A 24666-nucleotide genomic window follows, 5' to 3' on the forward strand; every position below is an offset into this window, starting at 1 on the left:
GGATTATCTTTTTAATTTTAGTTTAATATCTATGTCTTCTGAAGGATTCCAGCTTATTGGAAATACCACTTTTTTGGTGTTTTTATCTGTAACGAATTTGGTTTTAACACCGTTGACTTTTAACCATTTCACTTCACTACTAAGATTATGAATTACAAGTTCGATATTTTTTTGAACTGCTTCAAAATTAGCGCCTATTTCAGCGTCAAATTGAAATTCTAAAAACCGTCCTGTATTCTGGGCTTTAAACGTTAATAATTCATAACTCTCAGATTCATATGCTTGATATAAATTGCCGTTATCATTATAAAGCTGACGAGAACTTTTATGGACATCTGGATCTAAAAAGTAATGTAATTTCAGTGCTCTCCCGAAATAGGATTTAGTAGACTGCTGCAATGACGTCATGGGTATAAAACTACCACCTCTCACAAAAGTTGGTATGGAATTAGCCTTGGTGGACACCGATATGGTTTGACCACCTTCAAACATCGCTTCTGTGTAAAAATCGAACCAATTAGAAGTCTTCGGTAAATAAACTGCTTTCGATTGTTGTTCTGACTCCAAAATAGGAGCTACTAAAATATCTGCTCCCCAGAGGTAAGCTTCAGAATACTCGTATAACTCGGGATTGTTCGTTTCATCGAAAAACAGAGGTCGCATTAAAGGGATTCCTTTCTGATTGTTCTCAAACATTAAGTGATAATTATAAGGCAAAAGTTTGTAGCGTAATGCAATCGCTTCCTTTGCTAAGGCTTTCGCTTTATCGCTTCTAAAAATGGGTTCGCTGGCAACATCCTCTTGGGCATGTGGACGAAATATAGGTTGAAAAACACCATACTGCAACCACCGAACATACAATTCATCATCCAAATTTGCTCCTGCAAAACCTCCCAGATCACTGTGCATATAAGCCATACCTTGCATGCCCATTTGTAAGGCTATTTTGGGTTGACTTTGAAGTCCGCCCCAAGTCCGATTAACATCACCAGACCATGGTACCATTCCGTAGCGTTGAGACCCAGAGTAACCTGCGCGCATCAGTAAAAACGGTCGTCTATTTGGGTTGGCTTCAAGACTTGACTCGTAAACCAATTTGGCCCATTCGTGCCCATAAATATTATGCACCTCATCCGCAGTACCAGTGGCATGAATCAGATCGGATGGATGAACTTCAGGCTCTCCTAAATCACCCCAAAATCCATCAACACCCAAATCAGATAATTCCTTATAAATAGTTTTAAACCACGTTCTACCCTTTTGACTATAAATATCTATAAGTCCCGTGTTTCCAAAATAAAAATCATAAGTGAAGGGATTCCCAATAGAATCTTTAGCTAATATATCCTTGTTGACGGCTTCTTGCCAACGGTTAGATGTGGTTAATATGAAGGGTTCTGTAATGAGTATCGTCTCCACATTTTTAGCGTCTAAATCCTTTATCATCTGTTTAGGATTTGGAAAAGAATCACGGTCAAAGGCAAGGTTACCCATGGTACCTTTAACCTCTTTACCAAACCAATATAAATCTAAAATAATACCGTCTACTGGAATTTGTTCTTCCCTAAATTTTTCTATTGTTTTTAAGGTTTCTTCCTGCGAATGATAACCAAAGCGGCTGGAAAAGTTACCCAATGCCCATCTTGGTAACATTGGTTGCTTCCCAGTTAAATCGGTGTAATTATCTAACATATCATACCAAGAGTCTCCCGCAATTATTTGATAGGTTTTTCTACCAGATATGGTCTCATACGCTAAGGTATTATCACCACGACTATCTAAATCCAAAAAGCCAATTGGAGCATTGTCAAAATGCAACATGTATTGTTTTGATGATACTACAATTGGTAAAGTGAAATTCATTAATTCAGATTCGGTTTCGTAACCGTAGTGCGCTTTGTTGTAAAGTTCTAAACGATGACCTCTACGGTTCATATCTAAAGCTCTGGCACCTGCACCATAGAGCCGTTCATCTTGAGTTAAATTAAATTGAATGCTTTCGTAATCGTCGTTTTTTTGACAGCCGTTTTTCTCAGAAATAATAGTGGCACCTTGATAAGTGTAGGTGATTTGAAATGGCTCTTTTTGAATTTTTACAGTAATCCCGTCAGATTTAAGACTCACATAAGCATCGGTTTCTTTGTAATCGCCACTAATTTTACTTTGATCTAAAATAACAGCATGTGAAACCTCATTATACACTTCGCCTTGTGGAATGAAAGATGTTTCCACAATATCTGTCGTTATTAGTCGAATCCTATAATGACCATCATTCACTTGAATCTTAAGAATGTTATCTTGATATAGAGCGTCTTTGAAAGATCTCTTTTTGATGGAATCCTTAAAAAGCCATGTGATGGTCTCTTCAAAATTAGAACTCCAAAGAGCCTCATTATGTTCTCCATCGGGAACTACTTTTGAAGCCATATTTTCAATTGGAAAACCTGCGTCTTTTAGAACAGCTATCATGCTATTCATATCCTTTTCCGTCTGACTTATTTCATCAAACCCTGTATTGCCACCTTCTCTTCCACCAGCTAAAAAATACATTTTAGTATCTGAGATATTGGCATGTGCCTTCGTATAACTAGTAATTTCGGGAGCAAACCAAAATGCGGGTGAATAGACCCCAATTTTACCAAAAACCTTTGGGTATTTTAATGCTGCATAATGTGAAATTAATCCACCCATTGAACTTCCAATGATAGCCGTGTTACTTTTATCCTTTAAGGTTTTGTAATTCGCGTCTATATATGGTTTTAAGGTATGGACCAAAAAATCCAAATACGCGTCACCTTCACCGCCACCGTAATTAGCATTTCTCCAAGGCGAGTATTCATCTAATCTTTTATCACCTCCATTATCAACTGCAACGACAATGAGCTTAAGATTCTTTTCCCTATATAATTTATCTAAAGTCTCATCCACATGCCATTCTCCAGAATAAGAGGTGCGGTTGTCAAAAATATTCTGACCATCGTGCATATAAACCACTGGATAAGATGTATCAGAAACATTATAATCAGCTGGGAGATATATCCAAACACGACGCTTACGATTTAGCTGTGGCATTTCAAATGTTTCGGATAAAACAGAGACTTGTTTAGATGCTGTAGAGACTTTTTCTAAATCAAATAAATGATCCCAAGCTGCAATTTTTACTTTTAAAGTATCGTTAATCTTATCAAAAGTATAGGTTCTATTATCAAGACTCAGTCCTTTTTTATCACACTCTACCGTACGCCAAGATCCTTGAGTAAACTTAAAGTTAATACGCCCTTCTATTTGTGGAAGGGTAATACTATATCGACCGTCTATATGCTCGAGTTGATATTCTTTTTGACCACCAGACCAACCTTCAAAATCTCCTGAAATAAAAATGCTGGCATTTTCAGGGGTTTGTTCCGGCACCTCTTCAACAAGAATTGTTACTTGAGAATAACCTGTTTGCAGAAGTGCTAGAAAAAATAAGTAAAGAAGTTGTTTCATAATGTTCAATGCCTTGTATCGGCTAACAGAATTATTGCAATTTTGTGGTTAACATGAGGCATCCTTTTTCATTTAACTCTAAACTATCTTGCCAAATCATTTGATCGTTTGTAAGAATGTTTCTAAGCGATTTTCCTTTCAAGCCCATTTCATCATAGCGCTTCAAATCTATAGTTAAAGGTTTTTCATTTTTATTAAGGATCAATACAACGGTTTCATCACCAAGCGTTCTAAACAAAAAATAAGTGCCCATAAAAGGTGCAAAATGCACCGTTTTTCCTTCATGAATCGCTTCGCTTTGCTTTCTATAATTGAGCAAACTCTTAACAAAAGATTGCATTTCCTTTTGTTCTTGGGTCAATCCTTCGCCATTAAAAGCATTCACAGTATCTCCTTGCCATCCACCTGGATAATCTGTTCTGATCAATCCGTGATCACCGGGTTTATCAAAGTCATTCATAAGAATTTCCGTCCCGTAATACATCTGCAGAATTCTCGGCATGGTCGCATAAGTTGCTAGCGCCATTTTAGTGTTGGTGATATCACCTTTTAATTGCGTCAAGATACGACTCATATCATGGTTTCCAGGAAATACCATGATGTCTTTTGGACTCGCATAATGAAAATCGTTAGCCAGTCCTTCATAAATTTTGACCAAACCTCTGTCCCATGATTCTTCTTCATTCATCGCTTCCACGACTTTAGCTTGCATGGCAAAGTCCATTGGAGATTTTAAATTAGAATCATAACCATCTCTGTTGTTGGCACCATCTTGCCAATATCCTATAAGCAAAGGGTTATAACTCCACTCTTCACCTACAATGCTAAAATTTGGGTACTCCATCATAATAGCACCTGCCCAATCACTCATAAAATCCTTATCTGGATATGGGTAAGTATCTTGGCGGATACCATCTAATTGAGCCGTTTCAATCCACCAAATGCTATTTTGGATAAGATAGGTAGCCATAAATGGATTACGTTGATTCAAATCTGGCATAGTAGATACAAACCATCCTCGGGAGTGACCATCTTTATCAATCTTTGATGCATAGATATCTTGATTAGTTGTGCGTCTGTGATTAGAATTAATATTAGTTTCCCAATTCCATTGGTCTATGTTCTTTTCATAGTTTTCTTGATAGTTTACCCAATCTTTAAAAGGCAAATCTTTCATCCACCAATGTTCTAAACCACAATGATTCGCCACTTGATCCATAATCAATTTCATATCCTTTTTCTTAAGGTTTTCTGATAAGGAAAGGTAGTCTTCCATCGTGCCAAAGCGCGGATCCAATTCATATAAATCGGTAATAGCGTACCCATGGTACGACCCACTTTTCATATCATTTGTTAAAAGAGGTTGTGGCCAAACAGCTGTAAAACCTAAGTCTGATATATAATCAATATGATTAGTGATCCCTTGAATATCACCACCATGTCTTGCATAATCATTTGAGCGATCTACTTTTTTTTCTCTAAGATTATTAAAAGAATCATTTGCTGGATTGGCATTAGCAAATCGATCCGGAGTTATGAGGTAAATGGCATCTGAGCTATCAAAACCGACATAAGCTTCTGCAGATTTTTGACGTGCTTTTAATTCATAAACATCAACCAGTTCTTCTCCTTTATCATTTTTAAAAGTGATATTGAATGATCCTGGCACTGTGTTTTCATCTATCAGAAGGTCTACAAACAGATAATTGTTACTATTATTCCCTTTGTTAACCTTCTCAATTGAAATCCCTTCATAGGAAATAGACGGACTAAAGTCCGCAATGTTCTCATGCTTTACGAGCAATTGTAAGCTATGATTCTCGAAACCAACCCACCAATTAGGTGGTTCAATACGGTCAATTTCGTGAACATCTACCAATGTTTTTTCTGCTTGTTTAACTGAATTTTCTCCGGTAGTTTTCTCCTGACACGACACACCTAAAAGTATGAAACATGAGAAAATTACATATTTGATTTTTTTCATATTATACCTATTAAATGTGTCCATAATGATTTACACGGTTACCAAATTATTTGGAGAAATAGTCACAGGCTTTCCATTCACTAAAATTTCTAAATCCGTCGTTCCCTCTAACGCAAAATTGGTCTGATCCTTAGTTACCTTGATTTTTAAAATTTGATTTCTGAAGTTAATTTTAAATGAATACCCATCCCATTCTTTCGGGATTTTTGGCACAAATGACAAGGTATTATTCTTAATGCGCATGCCCCCAAATCCTTCAACAATACTCATCCAAGTACCAGCCATTGACGTAATATGCAGACCTTCCTCCACTTCTTTATTATAGTCATCCAAATCTAATCTTGAGGTCCTTAAGTAAAAGGCATAAGCTTGCTCCATGCGATCTAATTTTGCTGCTTGAATACTGTGTACGCAAGGTGACAACGAGCTTTCGTGGACTGTAAAAGGTTCATAAAAATCAAAATGGCGCTCTAATTCTTCCTTTGTAAAATGATCTTCAAAGAAATAGAATCCTTGAAGTGTATCTGCTTGTTTAATATAAGGAGAACGCAAGATGCGATCCCATGACCATTTTTGGTTGATTGGGCGCTCCGACTTTGGTAAATCTGCTACAGTAATAAGTTCCTTATCTAGGAAGCCATCCTGCTGTAAATAGATGTCTTTGTCTTCGGAATAAGGAAAGTACATCCCCTCAGCAACTTTTTGCCAATCAGACATTTCGGCTTTTGACAATTTTGTTTTATTCATGATTCTGGTATGGTCTGAGCCATATTCAGTTTCAACCTTACCAATGGTTTCCAAGGTATACTCAATGCACCATTTAGCGATGTAATTAGTGTACCAGTTATTGTTAACGTTATTTTCGTATTCATTCGGTCCTGTGACACCAAGAATCACATACTTATTTTTCGCTTCAGAAAAGGTGGCTCTTTGATGCCAAAATCTAGCAATCCCTATCAAAACTTCAAGGCCTTTTTCTGGAATATAACTGAAATCACCTGTAAAACGATGATAATTAAATATCGCATAAGCAATCGCTCCGTTACGATGAATTTCTTCAAAGGTGATTTCCCATTCATTATGACATTCCTCACCGTTCATAGTTACCATTGGATACAAGGCTGCTCCATTTGAGAATCCAAGTTTTTCGGCATTCTCAATCGCCTTTCCTAAATGGTTGTAACGATATTCCAATAAACTTTTAGCCACATTTTGATCTTTAGTAGCCATATAAAATGGTATACAATAAGCTTCTGTATCCCAATAGGTACTTCCGCCATATTTCTCTCCTGTGAATCCTTTAGGCCCTATATTTAATCGTGCATCTTTACCAAGGTAGGTTTGATTCAGCTGAAAAATATTGAAACGAATACCTTGCTGTGCAGCCACGTCACCTTCAATGGTGATATCGGCCATATCCCATATTTTCGCCCATGCTGTTTTTTGCATGTCCAATAAGGCTTCATAACCAAGTTCTGACACTTTATTTAAAACGTTTTTGGACGCCTCAATCAAATGGTCTTTATCGTGGTTTCTGTCTGATACATAACCGCCATATTTTATAAGACTGATTGTATCGCCTTTCGCTACTTGCTTTTGGTAATTAAACGCAATTTTATTCTCCGTGACTTTTACAGTTTTCTCTTGTGGCAGTGGTGTACCGTTTAAACGCAATTCGGTTTGCATATGAGTACAAACGTGAAAATGCGTTTTCATTGTTTTTGAAACGATGTATGCTTGATCGCCATCATGGCTCACACTCAACACATCCCAAAACTTGTCGTCCCAGTTCGAGTCTTCATTAGTAATACCATTATCTAAATAAGGCGTAAATTCAATTTGAGCCGCTTCGTTTAAAGGAGTTATTTGGTAATCTATAGCTCCAACCTCATCAATATCTAAGCTTAAAAACCGTTTCGTTGCGACCGCGATTTCCAAACCATTTTGAAGTGTTGCTGTAAAACTTCGAGACAGCCAACCTTCTTTCATATGGAGTTCTCTTCTGAAATTGGAAACATCAGTGCACTTGGCCAAATCTAATAACTCGCCATTTACTATAACATTGATCCCAATCCAATTAGGCGCATTAAGCACCTTTGCAAAGTATTCTGGGTAACCGTTTTTCCACCATCCTACTCTTGTTTTGTCGGGATAATAGACACCAGCAACATAACTACCTTGAAACGTCTCACCTGAATAGTGCTCTTCAAAATTGGCACGTTGACCCATGGCACCATTTCCAATACTCATTAAACTCTCTGAGGACTTAACATGTTCTGGGTTAAATCCTTCCTCTATGATTGACCAATTATTTGGTTGTATATAATTTTTATTCATTCTTTTAAAATCAGTTGTCGATTGATAAATTTCGTTTGGTTTGTTTTTTGTTTTTACCAGAAATAAGCCCTTTAAGAAAATCTTGAGACATTTCCGTAAAATCTGTAAACACATAATCCGCTTCGTGTAATACCTCTATTTGACCGATGCCAATAGAAATCATATTGGCAGTATTAGCTGCTTTAATCCCAGCAACAGAGTCTTCAAAAACGATGCAGTCCTCTGGGTCTTTATTTAGAAGTTTGGCTCCAATTAAAAAGACTTCAGGATCAGGCTTTGCTTTTGATACGTCATTACCATCAACAATAGCTTCAAATTGTTCCAATAAATCTACTTTCTTCAATATAGGTACGGCATTTTTACTGGCTGAACCTAAAGCGACGGCTTGATTATTTTCTTTTAAAAAATCTAGGGTTTGAGCGACATTTGGTAATATTTCAGAGGTATCCATTTGATTGATATGACTCAGATAATCATCGTTCTTTAATCCCATCAATCTTGTAAATTCGCCTTCAGACAAGGATTTATTTCCCCAGTTTAATATTTTTTCTAAAGAGCGTTTTCTACTCACACCTTTTAGTTGTTCATTCTGCGCTTCAGAAAAGTCAATACCAATACTATTGGCCAATTTTTTCCAAGCTAAAAAATGATATTTAGCGGTATCGACAATGACACCGTCTAAGTCAAATATGAATCCCTTTTTATTCATTGATTTCAATTGCTGCTTTATCGTTTACTGTTAATGATAATATTCCTGCTAATATCATAGATCCGCCACCCACAAGAAGTGCATAAACAGGTTGATTATCGAAATATTTTGATACTAAAAACCCTAATATAGATGCTGCTACTAATTGAGGGATCACTATAAAAAAGTTAAAGACGCCCATATAGTACCCCATTTTAGATGCAGGTAAAGCACCAGATAGCATCGCATAAGGCACGGAAAGAATACTTGCCCAGGCGATACCAACACCAATCATTGGCAACCATTCTATGGTAAATGTGGTAGGATTTGAAATAAAATAGATAGACATAAGTCCCAATCCACCAGCTACTAACGCGAGGAAATGGGTAAATTTTCGACTGGTTTTCTTCGCCAATAATGGCAACAAAAAGGCTACAGCTGCTGCAATAATGTTATAATTGGCAAACATCTCACCTACTTGATTGGCTCCAAGATTATAAGCTTCGGAGGTAGCATCTGTCGCTTTGTAAATATGCTCTGTGACCGCACTTGTTGTGTAAATCCACATAGAAAATAAGGCGAACCAAGAGAAAAATTGCACCCAAGCTAGTTGTTTCATGACTTTTGGCATAAACTGAAAATCGTTCACAATGGTTACAAAACCATTGTTATAATTCTTAGCTTGTTGCATCATTCCTGAAATTATAAGCACCATTCCTCCTAAAGTTATCAGCCCAAGTGTTAAGACGTATAAATCTTTTTTCAGATTAAAATGATAGACTCCATAAGTCGCCACAAGACCAAAAATCAAAGTAATGAGGCCTTTAACCACATGAGATTTTCCGTTTGCCATAAACCACGATTCTGGTCGTTCCTCCTTCACGAATTCTTGATTTTCAGCTTCTTGTTCTTCAAACACCTTCATTTCTTCAGGCGTATATTCCTTAGAACGAATGACGGTCCAAAGTACTGCCAATAAAAATGCAGCACCTCCAATGTAAAAAGAATACTTAACAGAATCTGGAATGATTCCTTCGGGTGCCGTATTTGCAACACCAAAATGGGTTAAAATCTTTGGGAGTTTTGAAGCTACATACGCTCCTATACCTATGAAAAAACTCTGCATTGCAAATCCTTTAGTACGCTGATGCTCGGGTAAATTATCTCCAACAAAAGCTCTAAAAGGCTCCATGGACACGTTAATTGAAGCGTCCATAATCCACAGCATTCCTGCGGCGAACCACAGTACTGGAGAATTCGGCATAATGAATAATGCAAAAGAGGCTAAAATAGCTCCAACGAGAAAATATGGTCGTCGCCGACCAAGTTTTGGGTGCCACGTACGGTCACTAAAATATCCAATAATTGGTTGTACAATCAAACCTGTAAGTGGTGCGGCCACCCATAAAATTGGGATATCTTCGACCTCAGCTCCTAAGGTTTGAAAAATTCGACTAACATTGGCATTTTGAAGGGCAAAACCCATTTGAATTCCCAAAAAACCGAAACTCATGTTCCAAATTTCCCAGAAACCTAGCGTGCGCTTTTTCATAATAGTATGTATTGGTTAATACTATTGACAAGCGATAAATACTTATCAAAACCTAATTGTAGAAGTGAAAATATAAGTTTTGAATGTGCACAAAGATAACAAAGTTTTATTTAATCTATGTTAAATTTACGATTTGGTAGATTCTCTTTCAATGAGATTGGTCTCTATGACAACCGTTTCATATATCTCTTCAACTTCTTCATCTGTTTCTTCCAACTCCAATCTATCAATCAATAAATCGGCCGCTCTTTCCCCAATTTCTTGACCATGTTGACTGACGGTTGTTAAGCTCGGCGTAGCATGTTTAGACAACACACCATCTGTAAAACTAACTACCTGCAAAGACTTGGGAATTTCCAATCCCATTTTTCTAGCCACCTTAATTGCAGTTACAGCATAAAGTTCGTTCACGGCAAAAATACCATCGATATGCTTGTTAGTTTTAAACAATTGTTCGATTTCAAGTTCTAATTTATCCAAATGTTCATCAGACAACAATTTGTCCTCAATCTTTAAAATCAATGAGGCTTTTGGATGCATTTTATGATCTTCTAAGGCTTCCAAATACCCTTGAGTTCTAAGTTTCCCCACACTAACATAGTCCTTTGTAGTAATGATTGCTATGTTTTTACAACCCGTTTGAATTAATTTATCGACCGCCTTTTTAGCTCCTTCAACGTCATCAACAATTACTTTATCACACGGAATTTCATTGACAACGCGATCGAACATCACGATAGGCATCCCTTGATTTATAGTTTCCATAAAATGATGATAATCTTGTTGTTGCAACGTTTCTTTCGCAATGGATAAAATAAACCCATCAATACTGCCATTCGCTAACATTTGCATATTGATGACTTCCTTATCAAAAGATTCATTGGAGAGTCCAACGATAACATTATAACCTCGTTTATTCGCAACCAATTCGATGCCCATAATGACCGTTGAAAAAAAATAGTGAACAATCTCTGGGATAATAATCCCGATAGTTTTCGTTTTGCGATTTTTCAAGCTGAGTGCAATATTGTTCGGTCTATAATTATACAATTTGGCAAAGGCCTGTACTTTTTGTCGTGTATCCTCACTAATTTCAACACTATTTCTCAGCGCTTTTGACACCGTGGAGATGGATACGTCTAATTCTTTCGCTATTTGTTTAAGGGTAATTTTTCTTTTCATTATTAGGGTTTGTGATGGGAACTATCAACTAGACTAAAAACATCTAATTTAAGATAAATAATTTGTATCTTTTCGTAAAATTGCATATTTTAAAATTCCGAAGATATCAATAATTGCATGGTATTTTTATAAATTCAATAATTTTAAGTGTTTTTAGGAGCATTACTGTTAAAATAAAAAAAGTTTTTAACACGAAAACGTTTTCGCAACTCAAATAAAATGAGTTAACCAAGGATATACCCAAATTTTACATAGATTTAACACCAGAAGTGAAAATATAATCAAATTAACTAAAGCAACTAACTTTAAAAATATTTTATGAAGACATTTTTAAATGGCTTATTGTTACTAACTTTTTTAATGCCTGCTGTATTTTTTGGACAAACCAAAGTCACAGGTACTGTAACAGATGAAGCTAACGCATTACCGCTTCCTGGAGTCAACATTCTTGTGAAAGGAACTACAACAGGAGCATCAACTGATTTTGATGGAAATTATTCCATAACGGCAAATCAGGGAGACGTCCTGGTATTTTCATATTTAGGATACGCAACAAAAGAAGTGACCTTTGAAGGTCAAACGCCTCTTAATGTCTCATTGACTGAAGATGCTGGACAATTAGATGAGGTCGTCCTCATAGGTTATGGTACGACGACTAAAAAAGATGCCACAGGTTCCATCGAGTCTGTAACGTCTGAGGATTTCACTAAAGGTAATATTGTAACTCCAGAAAACCTTTTACAAGGACGAGTTGCTGGTGTTACGGTAAATACTAGTGGTGCTCCAGGATCTGGTTCAGAAATTAGAATTAGAGGAGGGTCTTCCATAAACGCCTCGAACAACCCATTAATCGTTATTGACGGATTGCCAATTACTAATGATGGCGTTGGTGGTTCTCGTGGAATTTTGGCGAGTATCAACCCTAACGATATTGAGTCTTTTACTGTCTTAAAAGATGCTTCTGCGACAGCGATATATGGATCGAGAGCCTCTAACGGTGTGATCATCATTGTCACTAAAAAAGGTAAATCAAAATTTAGTGCCGATTATGATGTACAATTTACGTTTGGTCAAATTGCAGATCAGATAGATGTATTTTCTGCAGACGAATTTAGAGAGTTGGTGAATTCACAACCTATCAACGGTTCTACGTTAAATACAGATTTATTAGGTGAAGCTAGTACAGATTGGCAAGATGAAATATTTAGAGAAACCGTTTCAGCTTTACACAATGTTACTTTAAGAGGTTCTCTGTTTCAGGCATTACCTGCACGTCTTTCCTTTGGTGTCACCAAACAAGAAGGTGCCTTATTAACATCTGAATTTAACAGACGTAACCTCTCTTTAGCATTAAACCCTAGCTTATTAGACAACCACTTAAAAATTAATGTGAATGCTAATTTAGCTTTTGAAGATAACCGCTTTGCAGATCAAGGGCAAATAAGTGCCGCTCAGCGATATGATCCAACACATCCTGTGTACGATCCAACATCGCCTTTTAATGGATTTTACCAACACAGAAATGGTGATGTGCTCTTGAACGGAACGACCAACCCTGTTGCTAATTTATTACTAACGAATAATTACGGTAATTCTGACCGTTTCTTTGGAAATGTGAATTTTGATTATAAATTTCACTTTCTACCTGAAATGAAGTTTGTTGTGAATTTAGGGTATGATCAAACCAAAGGATGGACCGATAATAGTTCTGTTTTTGCTACCAATGATGATATTTCTGCTAATAACTCAGTAAGTTATCAGATAAGAAAAAACCAATCCCTAGATGGATTTTTGAATTACAAAAAAGAATTTGGTGATGTAGACACCGACTTAACCGCTGGTTACTCTTATCAACGTTTTACCAATGAAGGTTTCTTCAGTGGTAACCGATTTGATCCTTTAAGTGTCGGTGATACATTTGCTGATCCTGATGTTGTTTTAATCGGATTTTTCGGTAGGGCTAACCTGACGTTTTTCGATAAATACTTAGTAACGGGAACTTATAGACGTGATGGAACATCACGATTCGCTGAGAACAATCGCTGGGGCGATTTCTATTCAGGAGCCTTGGCTTGGCAAATTAGTGAGGAGGACTTCTTAAAAGATTCTGAAACCATTTCTAATTTAAAATTAAGAGTTGGTTACGGTATTACTGGGCAACAAGAAATTGGTGAACGCGATTTATTTTTGAGTCGTTACAGATCTGGAAATGAAAACTCCCAATACCAATTTGGAAATGGTGTTGTGCAGTCGGTAATACCTTCTGAAATTAATCCAGATTTAAAATGGGAGGAAACAAAAACGTTGGAAATTGGGCTAGATTATGGTTTATTTGATAACCGTATTTCAGGTAGTTTAAACGTCTTCCAGAAAGATTCTGAAGACCTATTATTTAACGCACCTGTTCCTGATGGAAGTAACTTTTCTAATAGCATCGTTCAAAACATTGGTAATTTAAGAATTCAAGGTATCGAATTTACGACCAATGTGGATGTCATTAAAAAAGATGACATGAGCTGGAACTTTAATTTCAATGCAACTTTTCTAGATAGAGAAATTACTGAATTGGCATTTGGCCAAGATGTGACCACTGGTGGTATTGCTGGAGGTACTGGTAACTTCATTCAATTATTTAGAGAAGGTGAAGCGCCTAACTCCTTCTACGTTTTTAAACAATTGAGAGATCAACAAGGTAACTTTATTGAAGGAGCTTACGCAGACTTGAATGGTGATAATATCATCAATGACGAAGACCGTTATTTAAAAGCAGATCCTGATGCTGATGTTATTTTAGGATTTCAATCGAACTTTGAATACAAGAACTTCGATTTTGCGTTCAACTTGAGAGCGAACTTAGGTAACTATGTGTACAATAACGCTAATTCATCGCGAGCACAATATGAATTGCTTTTAGACAATTCTGTTTTGGCGAATATTCCAACGTCTGTAATGGATACGAATTTCCAAAGAACTTCAGATGTCATCATCTCTGACGTATATGTTGAAAATGCATCCTTCTTAAAAATGGATAATATTACATTAGGATATACGTTCAAGGATTTATCGCGATACGTCAAATCAGTCAGATTATGGGCAGGTGTTCAAAACGTATTTATTTTAACAGAATATAGTGGTTTAGATCCAGAGGTATTTGGAGGAATCGACAATACCATCTATCCTAGACCTCGCAATATATTAATTGGTGCTAATATCAAATTTTAAAAGACTATGAAAAAAAGAATTAAAAACATTAGTGTCCTTTCATTATTAATGATTTTCACATTCCTGTCATGTACAGAGGATTTGAATATCACACCCAATGACGATGACACTTTATTAGGTGAAGAGCTTTTTGAAGACGAAAGCGCTTACAGACGAGTAATAGCTGGTGTTTATGCCAACTTAGCTCTAACAGGAACAGATGGTGCAGGTACTTCAAACATCGAAGGTATTGATGCAGGTACAAGTCAGTTTGGTCGTGTATTGTTATACATGCAAACATTGTCTGCTGATCAGATGATTTGGTCCTACGAAAATGACCCAGGTACAAGAGAAATCCAAAGAAACATTTGGACTGCTCAAAACCCATTGATTTTGGGTATGTATAGTAGAACACATTTAACGATAGCTTTTGCTAATAATTTCTTAAGAGAAACTACTCCAGAGAAATTAGACAGTAGAAATGTTTCCGAGCAAACACGTCAACAAATTGTGACGTACAGAGCAGAAGCACGTTTATTAAGAGCACTATCTTATTATTATATGATGGATTTATTCGGCAAAGCTAACTTCGGAACGGAAGCAGATCCTGTAAATACAGTATTGCCAGTGGCAAATCGTCCTGAGCTTTTTGAATTCATTGAAAGTGAACTTTTAGCTATTGAATCTGATTTAGTACCTGCTGGTCAAAACGAATATGGTCGTGCAGATCGTGGTGTCGCCTATATGATTTTAGCGAAAATCTATTTAAATGCTGAAGTATATATTGGAGAAAACAGATATGCAGATTGTATCAATTACTGTGAACAATTATTGAATTCTGGCTATAGCTTAGCAACCGATTACTTACATAATTTTATGGCAGATAACAATACGAATTCTGCAGCCGATGAAATTATTTTCCCAATCGTTTCTGATGGATTTACAACACAAAATTTTGGTCCAACAACCGTTATGATTAATGGTTCTGTAGGAAGTATTGAAGTGAATGGAACAGAAGTTGGCGTTACCGACGGTGGCTGGGGAGGCGCACTAAGAGTGCGTAGAGAATTCGCCGAATTATGGCAAGGTGGTAACTTCATTGATGATGATAGAAATACCATTATCTCTGCAAACAGACCTATTGGAATTACAGATATCGCAGATAGAGATACTGGGTTTATTATCCAAAAGTATTCTAATGTAAGTTCTAATGGAACTCCTGGAGTAGATCTTACGTTTGTTGATACTGATTTCCCATTATTTAGATTGGCCGATGTACACTTAATGTACGCAGAAGCACACTTAAGAGGTGGAGGCGGTATGCTATCAACAGCAGTAGATTTAATCAATGACTTGAGAATTAGAGCAAATAATCCCAATTTGATTTCGAGTGATGATTTGACCTTACCTTTCATATTAGATGAAAGATCAAGAGAATTACATTGGGAAGCACATAGAAGACAAGATTTAATCCGTTACGGTTTATTTACTGGAGGAAATTATAACTGGGCATGGAAAGGTAATGGAAGTAATGGAATCGCAATTCCTGCTCACTTTAATTTATATCCAATCCCTAATCTAAGTATGTCCTCTAATCCAAACCTTACTCAAAATCCAGGATACTAAAATATACAACACAATGAAAAAAATATTTAAAATAAAAGTTCTTCTGCTCACTGTACTTTCATTAGGGCTCTTCATGAATTCTTGTGAAGATGACACTTCTGTATTTACAGTCACAGAAACACAACCAATTACCTTGTCGGAATTATCTATTACGACAATCGTATTGGATGCCAGTAATCCTGGTAATCCAGCTGCGACATTCAATTGGAATGAAGCTGATTATGGTCAACCTGCTTCTGAAAACTATGCCTTAATATTGGCATCAGATGCAGATTTTACAAATCCAGTAACCGCAACTTCGATAACAGGTACTACCGCAGTGACATTATCCGTTAACGAATTAAATGCTGCTGCTGGTAATGCAGGTTTACCTCCATTTACCTTAAGCACGATGTACGCTAAGGTAGAAAGTTCTATCGGTACTCAGAATGGACTTCCAGTTAGTTCTAATACAATTAGTTTTGAGGTAGAACCATATTTCAATTATCCTTATGAGGATTTTTATTTGGTAGGCAACGGAACTTCCGCAGATTGGAATAATAATAACAACAATCCTCCTCTTTTTAGAGATGGAGAAAATGGCAATCTTTACAAATACACTGGTTTCTTTACCAAAGGTGGTGGTGGTGATGGCGATGGTCGTTTCAAACTTTTAGAAGTTAGAGGACAATGGCAACCGCAATGGGGAACCACTTATCCAGATGGAAGTGATCCTATCGAATCCTCTGGTGGTATTGCAGGTAATCCAGGAACTCAAGATAGTGATCCAGGACGATTTGGAGTCACAGCTGACGGTTACTATACCTTTACAGTGAACTTCTCATCAAACACATATAGCATTGAAAGTTTCGATGCATCAGGTGCGACAAGTTTTACTGGAATGACCTTACAAGGTTCTGGCGTGGCATCAGATACCGCTATGACGCAATTGTCTTTCGATTCTCACATTTGGTATATCAATAGTGTCAACCTTCAACCAGGAGATGTACAGTTCCTCACAAACACTGGTGCAAGCTGGGGCGGATCTACAAGTTTCTCTGGAGTTGCTGCGGAAGGTACCACAAGTATACCAGTAGTTGTACAAGATGATTACGAAGTCTGGTTTAATGACTTGACAGGGGAATATATCATGATTCCACTAAACTTATAAAAATAAAAACTATGAAAATTAATAAAATTAGTGCTTTAATACTGAGCTTTTTCTTAGTATTTGTGGCATGTGAAACAGAAGAAAGTATTGAACTTACTCAGCCAGATCCAGCACTTACGTTGTTGGAGCCGGCAATTTCCAATATTAACTTAAATTATAATTTTCCTGACAATGAGGCTTTCACTATTGTTTGGAATGATGAGATAACATCTGGAAGTACTGGATATATGGTTGAACTCTCACCAGATCCGTTATTTGAAAGTCCAATGGTGATTGGATCTTCTACAACAGATAGATTTACAATGACTGTTGCTGAATTTAATAATACTGTCTTAAACGCAGGAGGAGATGCCTTTGAACCTTTTGCAGTTTTTATGAGAGTTGTGAGCGGTTCAGAAATTTCTAACAGTGTAAGCTTTAGCGTTTCTTCGTATTCCGAAGCACCACCTGTTGTTCTTAGTCCGGATAGTACGTTCTCATTAGTATTAATGGAAACAACGCCTAATGATGAAGCTATTGCTATTTCTTGGGAAGACCCAGATTTTGGAGAAAATAGCTCTGTAGATGTCATTTATGAAGTACAATTTACTGAAACAAGTGCAGGATTTGATAGTCCAGTTTCGGAAAGCGCTGATGGTACGTCAGTATCATATACGCATGAAGCATTCAATGAGGTTGTCTTGAATTCAGGACTAACAGCCGAGGAGGTTGGAAGTTTGGACTTTAGAATCAAGGCGACTATTGAAATGGATGGTGGTAACATGGAACGTTTTTCAGATCCTGTAACGATTGCTGTAACGCCTTACAGTGTAGAATTAGCACCAATTTTATATGTCGTTGGAGCGGGTGCCGTTGATGCTGGTTGGTCTTGGGACAATCCTATTGAATTGCCATTACAAGGAACTAAATACTCTGGTAATATTAATTTAATTAATGATGCCTTCAGATTTTTTACAGTGAATAATGATTGGGGCTCGGGTCTCAACTACCCTTACTATGAGGCCGTAGGTTATACAATTGACTCTAACCTCGCAAATGCGATGGATGGTGATAGTAATTTCCAATTCGTAGGCACACCTGGAGAATATTTCATAGAAATAGATACAGCGGCTAAAACCATTACATTAGGCCCACCAGTCGTAGGTCCAAACTGTAACTTCGATCAATTGTGGTTAGTTGGTGCTGGTATCGTGGACGCTGGATGGTCATGGGATACACCAGTTGCACTTCCATGTACAGGAAATGGAACCTATTCAGGAAATGTCGCGTTGACTAATGATGCGTTTAGATTCTTCTCTGTAAATAGTGATTGGGGAAGTGGAACAAACTATCCAACGTATGAAGGAAATGGATATACCATAGATTCTAACTTTACGAATGCCATGGATGGCGACAGTAACTTCTTCTTTAATGGAACACCAGGTACTTATTTCTTAACGGTAGATGATATCAATAAAACAATTACCTTAGGTCCTGAACAATTACAGTGTGATTTTGAACAACTGTGGTTAGTAGGTGCTGGTGTGGTAGATGCTGGATGGTCATGGGATTCTCCAGTGGCATTACCTTGTACAGGAGCAGGTGTCTATTCAGGATCTGTTGCTTTAACAAATGACGCCTTTAGATTCTTTACAGTGAATAGTGATTGGGGAACTGGTATCAATTACCCAACTTACGAAGCCGACGGTTATACTATTGATAGTGACCTGACAAATGCCATGGATGGAGATAGTAACTTCTTCTTCAATGGTACACCAGGCACATATACTGTAACTGTAGACACAGGAAATCTAACGATTACTGTAGAATAAATTATAAAATACAATAAAAAGGCTATGTAATTTACATGGCCTTTTTTTTAACAAAATATTGACTATGAAAAAAATTTTATTCTTATTTTCTTTACTTCTAAGCACTATAGGCTATGCTCAAGTGAGTCTTGACGTTGGAGCCATTGAAGTAGATCAACCAGTAACAATTACTGTTGATATTAATAGTACCGACTCAAATTGTAACGGTCTTAACAATCCTGCTAAAGTTTATATGCATTCTGGTATTGGAGATAACGCTAACGCATTTGGTTTTAGTGTTATTGGGAATTGGGGTCAAGATGACGGCGTTGGAGAAATGACCAGTAATGGTGATGGAACTTATAGCATAACCATCACGCCTGAAACCTATTATGGTTTGACGCCAATGCAGGCTGATAATGCCACTCAGATAGGTATGGTATTTAGAAATGCTGATGGTACTCAAGAACTTAAAGACAATGGATGTAATGATTTTATTTTTCCGATAGGAAGTGTACAAATTAACATCTTGCAACCGACCCAGGATCTAGTGGTGGTGAATTCTGGTGACAATCTCGCTGTGAGCGCAACTATTGTCTTTCAAGGTTCGACGACGGTTCAAGGTTCTTTTGAAATATTCTATAACGACGTATCAATAACTTCTGGTTCTTGTGGGTTTCCAGCATGTAATTCAACCATAAACAACATCACAGAAAGCGGTACTGTTAAATTTGTTGGTACACCTCCTGGATCAACAGAAGTTGGAGAAGCCACTTTTGAAGTGATTGTAGCTCCTACAGTTGTAGAACAGGCAATGCCAGCCGGACTTGAAGATGGCATCAACTATGGTGCTGATCTAACAAAAGCGACGCTCGTACTCAATGCACCTAAAAAAGACTTTGTACAGGTTGCTGGAAGTTTCAATAATTATATGCCATCAAATGCTGATGTCATGAAGCGTGACCCTTCAACAGGTAAATATTGGTTAGAAATCACTGGCCTATCCGCTGGTCAAATCGAAACCTATCAATACTGGGTCTTTGACACCACACCAATTGCCAATTCTCCAACTTTGGTAAAAACTGCTGACCCTTACTCCACCTTGGTTTTGTCTCCGTTTGATGACCCTTTTATTCCTGCCAGTACTTATCCTAACCTTCCAGCCTATCCTGCTGGTCAAGAACGAGAAGTGACGGTATTACAAACAGGGCAAACAGCTTATAATTGGCAAGTTCCTAACTTCAATAAACCAAAGGAGGAAGATCTTATTGTTTATGAAGTATTAGTTCGCGATTTCGATGCCGACCGTAATTTTCAAGATCTAATCGACAAAATCGATTATTTTAAAAATCTCAATGTTAATGCCATTGAACTGATGCCTGTCATGGAATTTGAAGGCAATGAAAGTTGGGGATACAATACGTCATTTCATTTAGCGTTAGACAAATTCTACGGTACTGAAGAAAAATTTAAAGAACTGGTTGATGTTTGTCATCAAAATGGCATTGCTGTTATCTTGGACGTTGCCTTAAACCATGCCTTTGGCAGAAATCCAATGGTAAGAATGTGGATGGATGATCCTGATGGTGATGGCTGGGGAGGACCTAGCATAGAAAATCCTTATTTCAATCAAGTGGCACAGCACAGTTATAGTGTTGGTTCAGATTTCAGCCATACAGAAGAGGAACCTAATGATCCTAATGCTAGCACTAACGATACTACAAATCCAATTGTTAATGATTATGTGAAACGCGTGATTAAACACTGGATTACTGAATTTAAAATTGATGGTTTCCGTTGGGATTTAACCAAAGGATTTACTCAAAACTGTGAAAATAATGAAGGTTGTACAAACGGTTATAACCAAGATCGTGTTGATATCCTGAAAACGTATGCAGATTACTCCTGGTCATTAGATCCAGATCACTACGTGATTTTTGAACATTTGGGTCAGGAAAATGAAGAAAAGGAATGGGCGAACTATCGCCTTAATGAAGGCAAAGGCGTTATGATGTGGGGCATAATGAACAATCAATACAACCAATTGACCATGGGTTATAATTCCAACAACAACATCAATGCTATTGGTCACAAATCTCGTGCACAATTTAACGGCCCTCGAGTTATTGGATATGCTGAAAGTCATGATGAAGAACGCCTGATGTACCGGAATGTAACTTTTGGAAATGACTCTAATGGATCGCATAATGTTCGTGATCTAAATACAGCCTTATCAAGAATGTCTGCTTTAGGAGCGATGACGATTACAGTTCCGGGTCCGAAAATGATCTGGCATTTTGGAGCTTTAGGTATGGACAATTCCATTTTTACATGTAATAATGGTGTTGTTAATGAACCTGGAGGAAGTGATGGTGATTGCAAGCTGGATACAAAACCACAACCGCAATGGAATGAGAACTGGTTGGGTGACAGTAACCGTAGTCAGATTTATAATGACTGGGCAAGATTGATTGATCTTAAAATTAATGAGCCCGTTTTCGAAGGTGATTATACTTTAACGTCTGGTAACTTAATTCCTAGAATTGATATTTTCGACACGTCTATTCCAACTACGGAATTAAGAAACGTGATTGTTTTAGCGAATTTTGATGTTGTTCCGAGAACTGTGAGTACTAATTTCCCAATTGCTGGAAACTGGTTTGATCTTATGGATGAAACTGGGAACACAACCTATAGTGCTGCAAGTATTACCATTGCACCTGGACAATTCAGAATTTTTGGTAATCAGCCATCGACCTTAAGTACAGATGACTTTGAAATCAACAACAGTTTCAGTATCTATCCAAATCCTGTAAACACGATGTTCAAAACGAACAAAGCACTTACTAGTTTACAGATTTACGATATTACTGGAAAATTAGTGAAGTCCTTTGAAGGGGATTTTACGCAAACTGATAGTTATGATATTTCCAATTTACCACAGAGTATGTATCTGGTAAAAATCGAAAATCTTAATGGTCAAACATTAACTACGAAGCTTATTAAACTTTAATATAGATTAATTAGTGATTTGAATTAGCCTAAAAGCTTCCCAAGAAATTGGGAAGCTTTTTTTATTCTAACCTCACACTTACAATGCCAATACCATGTGCATCCATTATTTGTTCTACTGAAATACCAGGACCTATGGAAAACTGGATACTTTCAACTCTGGTAATATCAAATCTCTTTGAATTGTTATGATTAAAATAATACGGTAAAAAACTAGGATAAGGTCTCGGTAAAGTCACCGTTTTAACGGGTTGTAAATCTGATATATTTAATACATAATCTTTCATTTCTGTATCAACATTGATGATGGCACCATACGACGAACCGTCATCAAGCACCAATGCTACTTGCAGTTGGCACGGTTGCTCATTCAAAGATCTCCCATTAAAGATGAGCTTATCCTTCAAAGGCAAAACTGAAGTCCTTCCTCTCAGCTTATCTATTACATAATGTTTAAAGCTATAGTCGTAAATAGGTGTTGCATTGCGGTTTTCTTCATCTATTTTAAAAATAGTATCTAACTTGACTTGGTATTCAGCGATACCAGTATATTCCGTAGGTATTAATTTGAACCCTTGTCGCCACTGTCGCACTAAATCATTTGCGTCTTCTTGAGCGTTGAAAAGATATATTGGATATGCCTTAGGAAGAACAGGAACCTTGTAAGACGCGCGATCATAAAAATCCCAATCATAAACATGGCCTTGCTTCCCAGAAGGAAAGGTGATTTGCTTTCCATTTTCTTCAGTAACAATTATATAATAATTTATATAACCTGTTTTTATCGTTTCTGAAGGAATCGTTGCGGTATATTGATACGGACTTGAACTTTCAAAAGTTTGATTAAAATAAGTCCCATTACTGTTGTAGCCGACTAAGCTAATCTCTTTAGGTTTAAATTCTGAAATGCATTGTACTTTAATCTGCAAAGGTTCACCTTGAGCGATTGTTTCTTGAGGCTGATGTTTTAACCAAGTTTTCTTAACATGAGATGGCGGTGCATAAAAATCATTGAGCTTATTAGTTTTGAATGCATCGTCTTCGGTCCAAGATTTCTCTACATTTTTACGGCTTAACACGTAAGTTCCTGGTTGTATATTAAAGGACCCATTGACGACATCAGTTTGAAACGTATTTCCTTCATTAATGGCCGTCATGCTGAAATCGGTTCCCAAATCTTTGAGCTTTATTCGCATCTTGTGGATTTGCCATTTAGTAACCCCAACCGTTTTATTAAGACTGTTTCTCCCAAATGGGTTATCGACCCAAACCGCATCGGGCAGCACCTCCAATCGCCAAACACCTCTTGCTATTTTATCTAAAAAATAAGCGCCAACACCTTCATATTCTACTAATGGCGAACTTCCAAATCCTGCGATCTCCGTCAAACTAGCCTCATCTATAGGTTGTGATTTTGTATGGTTGGTATAAAAGAATTTCGCTTTAGAATTATATTCTGAAAGATCATTTTTATAGTCAACTTTAAAATTTCCGAAGCTCGTATTTTGAGGATAACGTCCATAATTGGCATGCAATGGTATTTCATGAAACACTTCCGCACAAATTTTTAAACTTAAAGCTTTTTGAGGGGTGTAATTCAAATTCATATAATGCGTATTATATTCCGTATTGAAAGGTCCCAAATAACTCGGGTCATAGGCAAAATGAGTGGCAATTTGAATTCCAGCAGTTCTAAAACTTCTAGCCATGGCAGGATATATATAAGACCTACCTACATCAGCGGCATCAAATTCATACACTAACTTTGCGCCTTGGTGCTTTTTAAAGACATCATCAAAAGGCATGTGGTAGTCGTCAACATTAGGCAACAAATTTCCTGACAATTCTTTTCCATATCCTAATCCTGTTGGATACCATTGAAACGTCCCACCTTGTACACCACCTTGAAAATAGGCATCCATATTATGAACAGCGTGACTCATATTATAGAAAATAGGCTTTGAGGTTCCTGTTCTTCGCATGGCATCCACCATGCCTTTTACAAATGTCGTCACATCTTGCGCATTACCTCTGTGGTGCGGTTCATTACTCACTTCAAAAGCGATGACATTGGGTTCATCCTTATATGCGACTCCTGTATACGGATTTACATGGTTCAAAAATTGATACAAATAATTTTGTTGGGCGGCAATGGCATCAGGATTTGTTAAACAATCGGCTTTGCCATATGTATGTGAAAAGCCCGGACTTTCAGTGTCTGGTTCTGGCCAGCCATTACCCCAGAAAGCAATAGGTGTAATGACATAATTAATTTGGTGTTCCTTGAGCTTGTTCAATAAATAATCGAATGCATCTAAATGATCATTCTCAATAAGATTTCCATGAACATCACTAATCTCTGTATCCCAAACATGCAGACGATACAAATCAAACCCCAAACGTGTAAAATGATAAACATCTTGATCTATAGCTTTTTTGACATCTATATTTAGGCGTTGTGCAGATCGATAGGCATGCGCAAATGGCACAGAATAATTGACACCGAAACCCTTAACCTCTTCTTTAGTGGAAGTCCAACGCATGATACCATTTTCATCTACAAACACATCACTATTTGGATGCTCTTGTGAATGACCAATACTAACAAACACAACTAATAAAATAAGTGTATATAAACTTTTCATGAGGGTAACT

Annotated in this window: 12 protein-coding genes; 5 read left to right on the forward strand and 7 right to left on the reverse strand. The window is 37.1% G+C overall.

All coding sequences use genetic code 11. The annotated features are described in order from the left end of the window. Positions 1–3: 3 nt before the first annotated feature. From ACU8DI_RS01945 to ACU8DI_RS01970, 6 genes are all read right to left on the reverse strand, one after another. Positions 4–3489, reverse strand: coding sequence for a TIM-barrel domain-containing protein (locus tag ACU8DI_RS01945; RefSeq protein WP_447111048.1), 3486 nt, complete (start codon positions 3487–3489; stop codon positions 4–6). Positions 3490–3520: 31 nt separating this feature from the next. After that, positions 3521–5473 (reverse strand): glycoside hydrolase family 13 protein, encoded by a 1953-nt coding sequence (locus tag ACU8DI_RS01950; RefSeq protein ID WP_447111049.1) that lies wholly within the window; start codon positions 5471–5473, stop codon positions 3521–3523. Between the two features lie 30 nt (positions 5474–5503). Next, a complete protein-coding gene (locus tag ACU8DI_RS01955) occupies positions 5504–7810 on the reverse strand; it encodes a glycoside hydrolase family 65 protein (protein ID WP_447111050.1) in 2307 nt (768 codons plus the stop codon). Positions 7811–7820: 10 nt separating this feature from the next. Further along, positions 7821–8519, reverse strand: a complete 699-nt coding sequence (pgmB, locus tag ACU8DI_RS01960; protein ID WP_447111051.1) for a beta-phosphoglucomutase — start codon at positions 8517–8519, stop codon at positions 7821–7823. After that, the gene (locus ACU8DI_RS01965) at positions 8512–10050 is read right to left on the reverse strand and encodes an MFS transporter (protein WP_447111052.1); all 1539 of its coding nucleotides are present in this window, start codon (positions 10048–10050) and stop codon (positions 8512–8514) included. The genes pgmB and ACU8DI_RS01965 overlap by 8 nt, the downstream gene beginning before the upstream one ends. A 126-nt stretch (positions 10051–10176) precedes the next feature. Continuing rightward, on the reverse strand, positions 10177–11232 hold the full coding sequence (locus ACU8DI_RS01970; RefSeq protein ID WP_447111053.1) for a LacI family DNA-binding transcriptional regulator: 1056 nt from the start codon (positions 11230–11232) through the stop codon (positions 10177–10179). Between the two features lie 318 nt (positions 11233–11550). Between ACU8DI_RS01970 and ACU8DI_RS01975 the strand changes: the two genes are divergently transcribed. From ACU8DI_RS01975 to ACU8DI_RS01995, 5 genes are all read left to right on the forward strand, one after another. After that, positions 11551–14454, forward strand: coding sequence for a SusC/RagA family TonB-linked outer membrane protein (locus tag ACU8DI_RS01975; RefSeq protein ID WP_447111054.1), 2904 nt, complete (start codon positions 11551–11553; stop codon positions 14452–14454). 6 nt (positions 14455–14460) lie between these two features. Further along, a complete protein-coding gene (locus ACU8DI_RS01980) occupies positions 14461–16059 on the forward strand; it encodes a RagB/SusD family nutrient uptake outer membrane protein (protein ID WP_447111055.1) in 1599 nt (532 codons plus the stop codon). A 13-nt stretch (positions 16060–16072) separates the two neighbouring features. Continuing rightward, positions 16073–17209 (forward strand): SusE domain-containing protein, encoded by a 1137-nt coding sequence (locus ACU8DI_RS01985; protein WP_447111056.1) that lies wholly within the window; start codon positions 16073–16075, stop codon positions 17207–17209. A gap of 11 nt (positions 17210–17220) precedes the next feature. After that, positions 17221–19020: a SusE domain-containing protein gene (locus ACU8DI_RS01990; protein ID WP_447111057.1), complete on the forward strand. Its 1800-nt coding sequence runs from the start codon at positions 17221–17223 to the stop codon at positions 19018–19020. 64 nt (positions 19021–19084) lie between these two features. Beyond that, on the forward strand, positions 19085–22012 hold the full coding sequence (locus ACU8DI_RS01995; protein WP_447111058.1) for an alpha-amylase family glycosyl hydrolase: 2928 nt from the start codon (positions 19085–19087) through the stop codon (positions 22010–22012). 61 nt (positions 22013–22073) lie between these two features. Here the strand turns inward: ACU8DI_RS01995 and ACU8DI_RS02000 are convergent, their stop codons facing one another. Then, positions 22074–24656 carry a hypothetical protein gene (locus tag ACU8DI_RS02000; RefSeq protein ID WP_447111059.1) on the reverse strand — a complete coding sequence of 861 codons (2583 nt, stop codon included), beginning with the start codon at positions 24654–24656 and terminating at the stop codon, positions 22074–22076. Positions 24657–24666: the final 10 nt, after the last annotated feature.

Source organism: Psychroserpens sp. BH13MA-6, assembly GCF_052983595.1.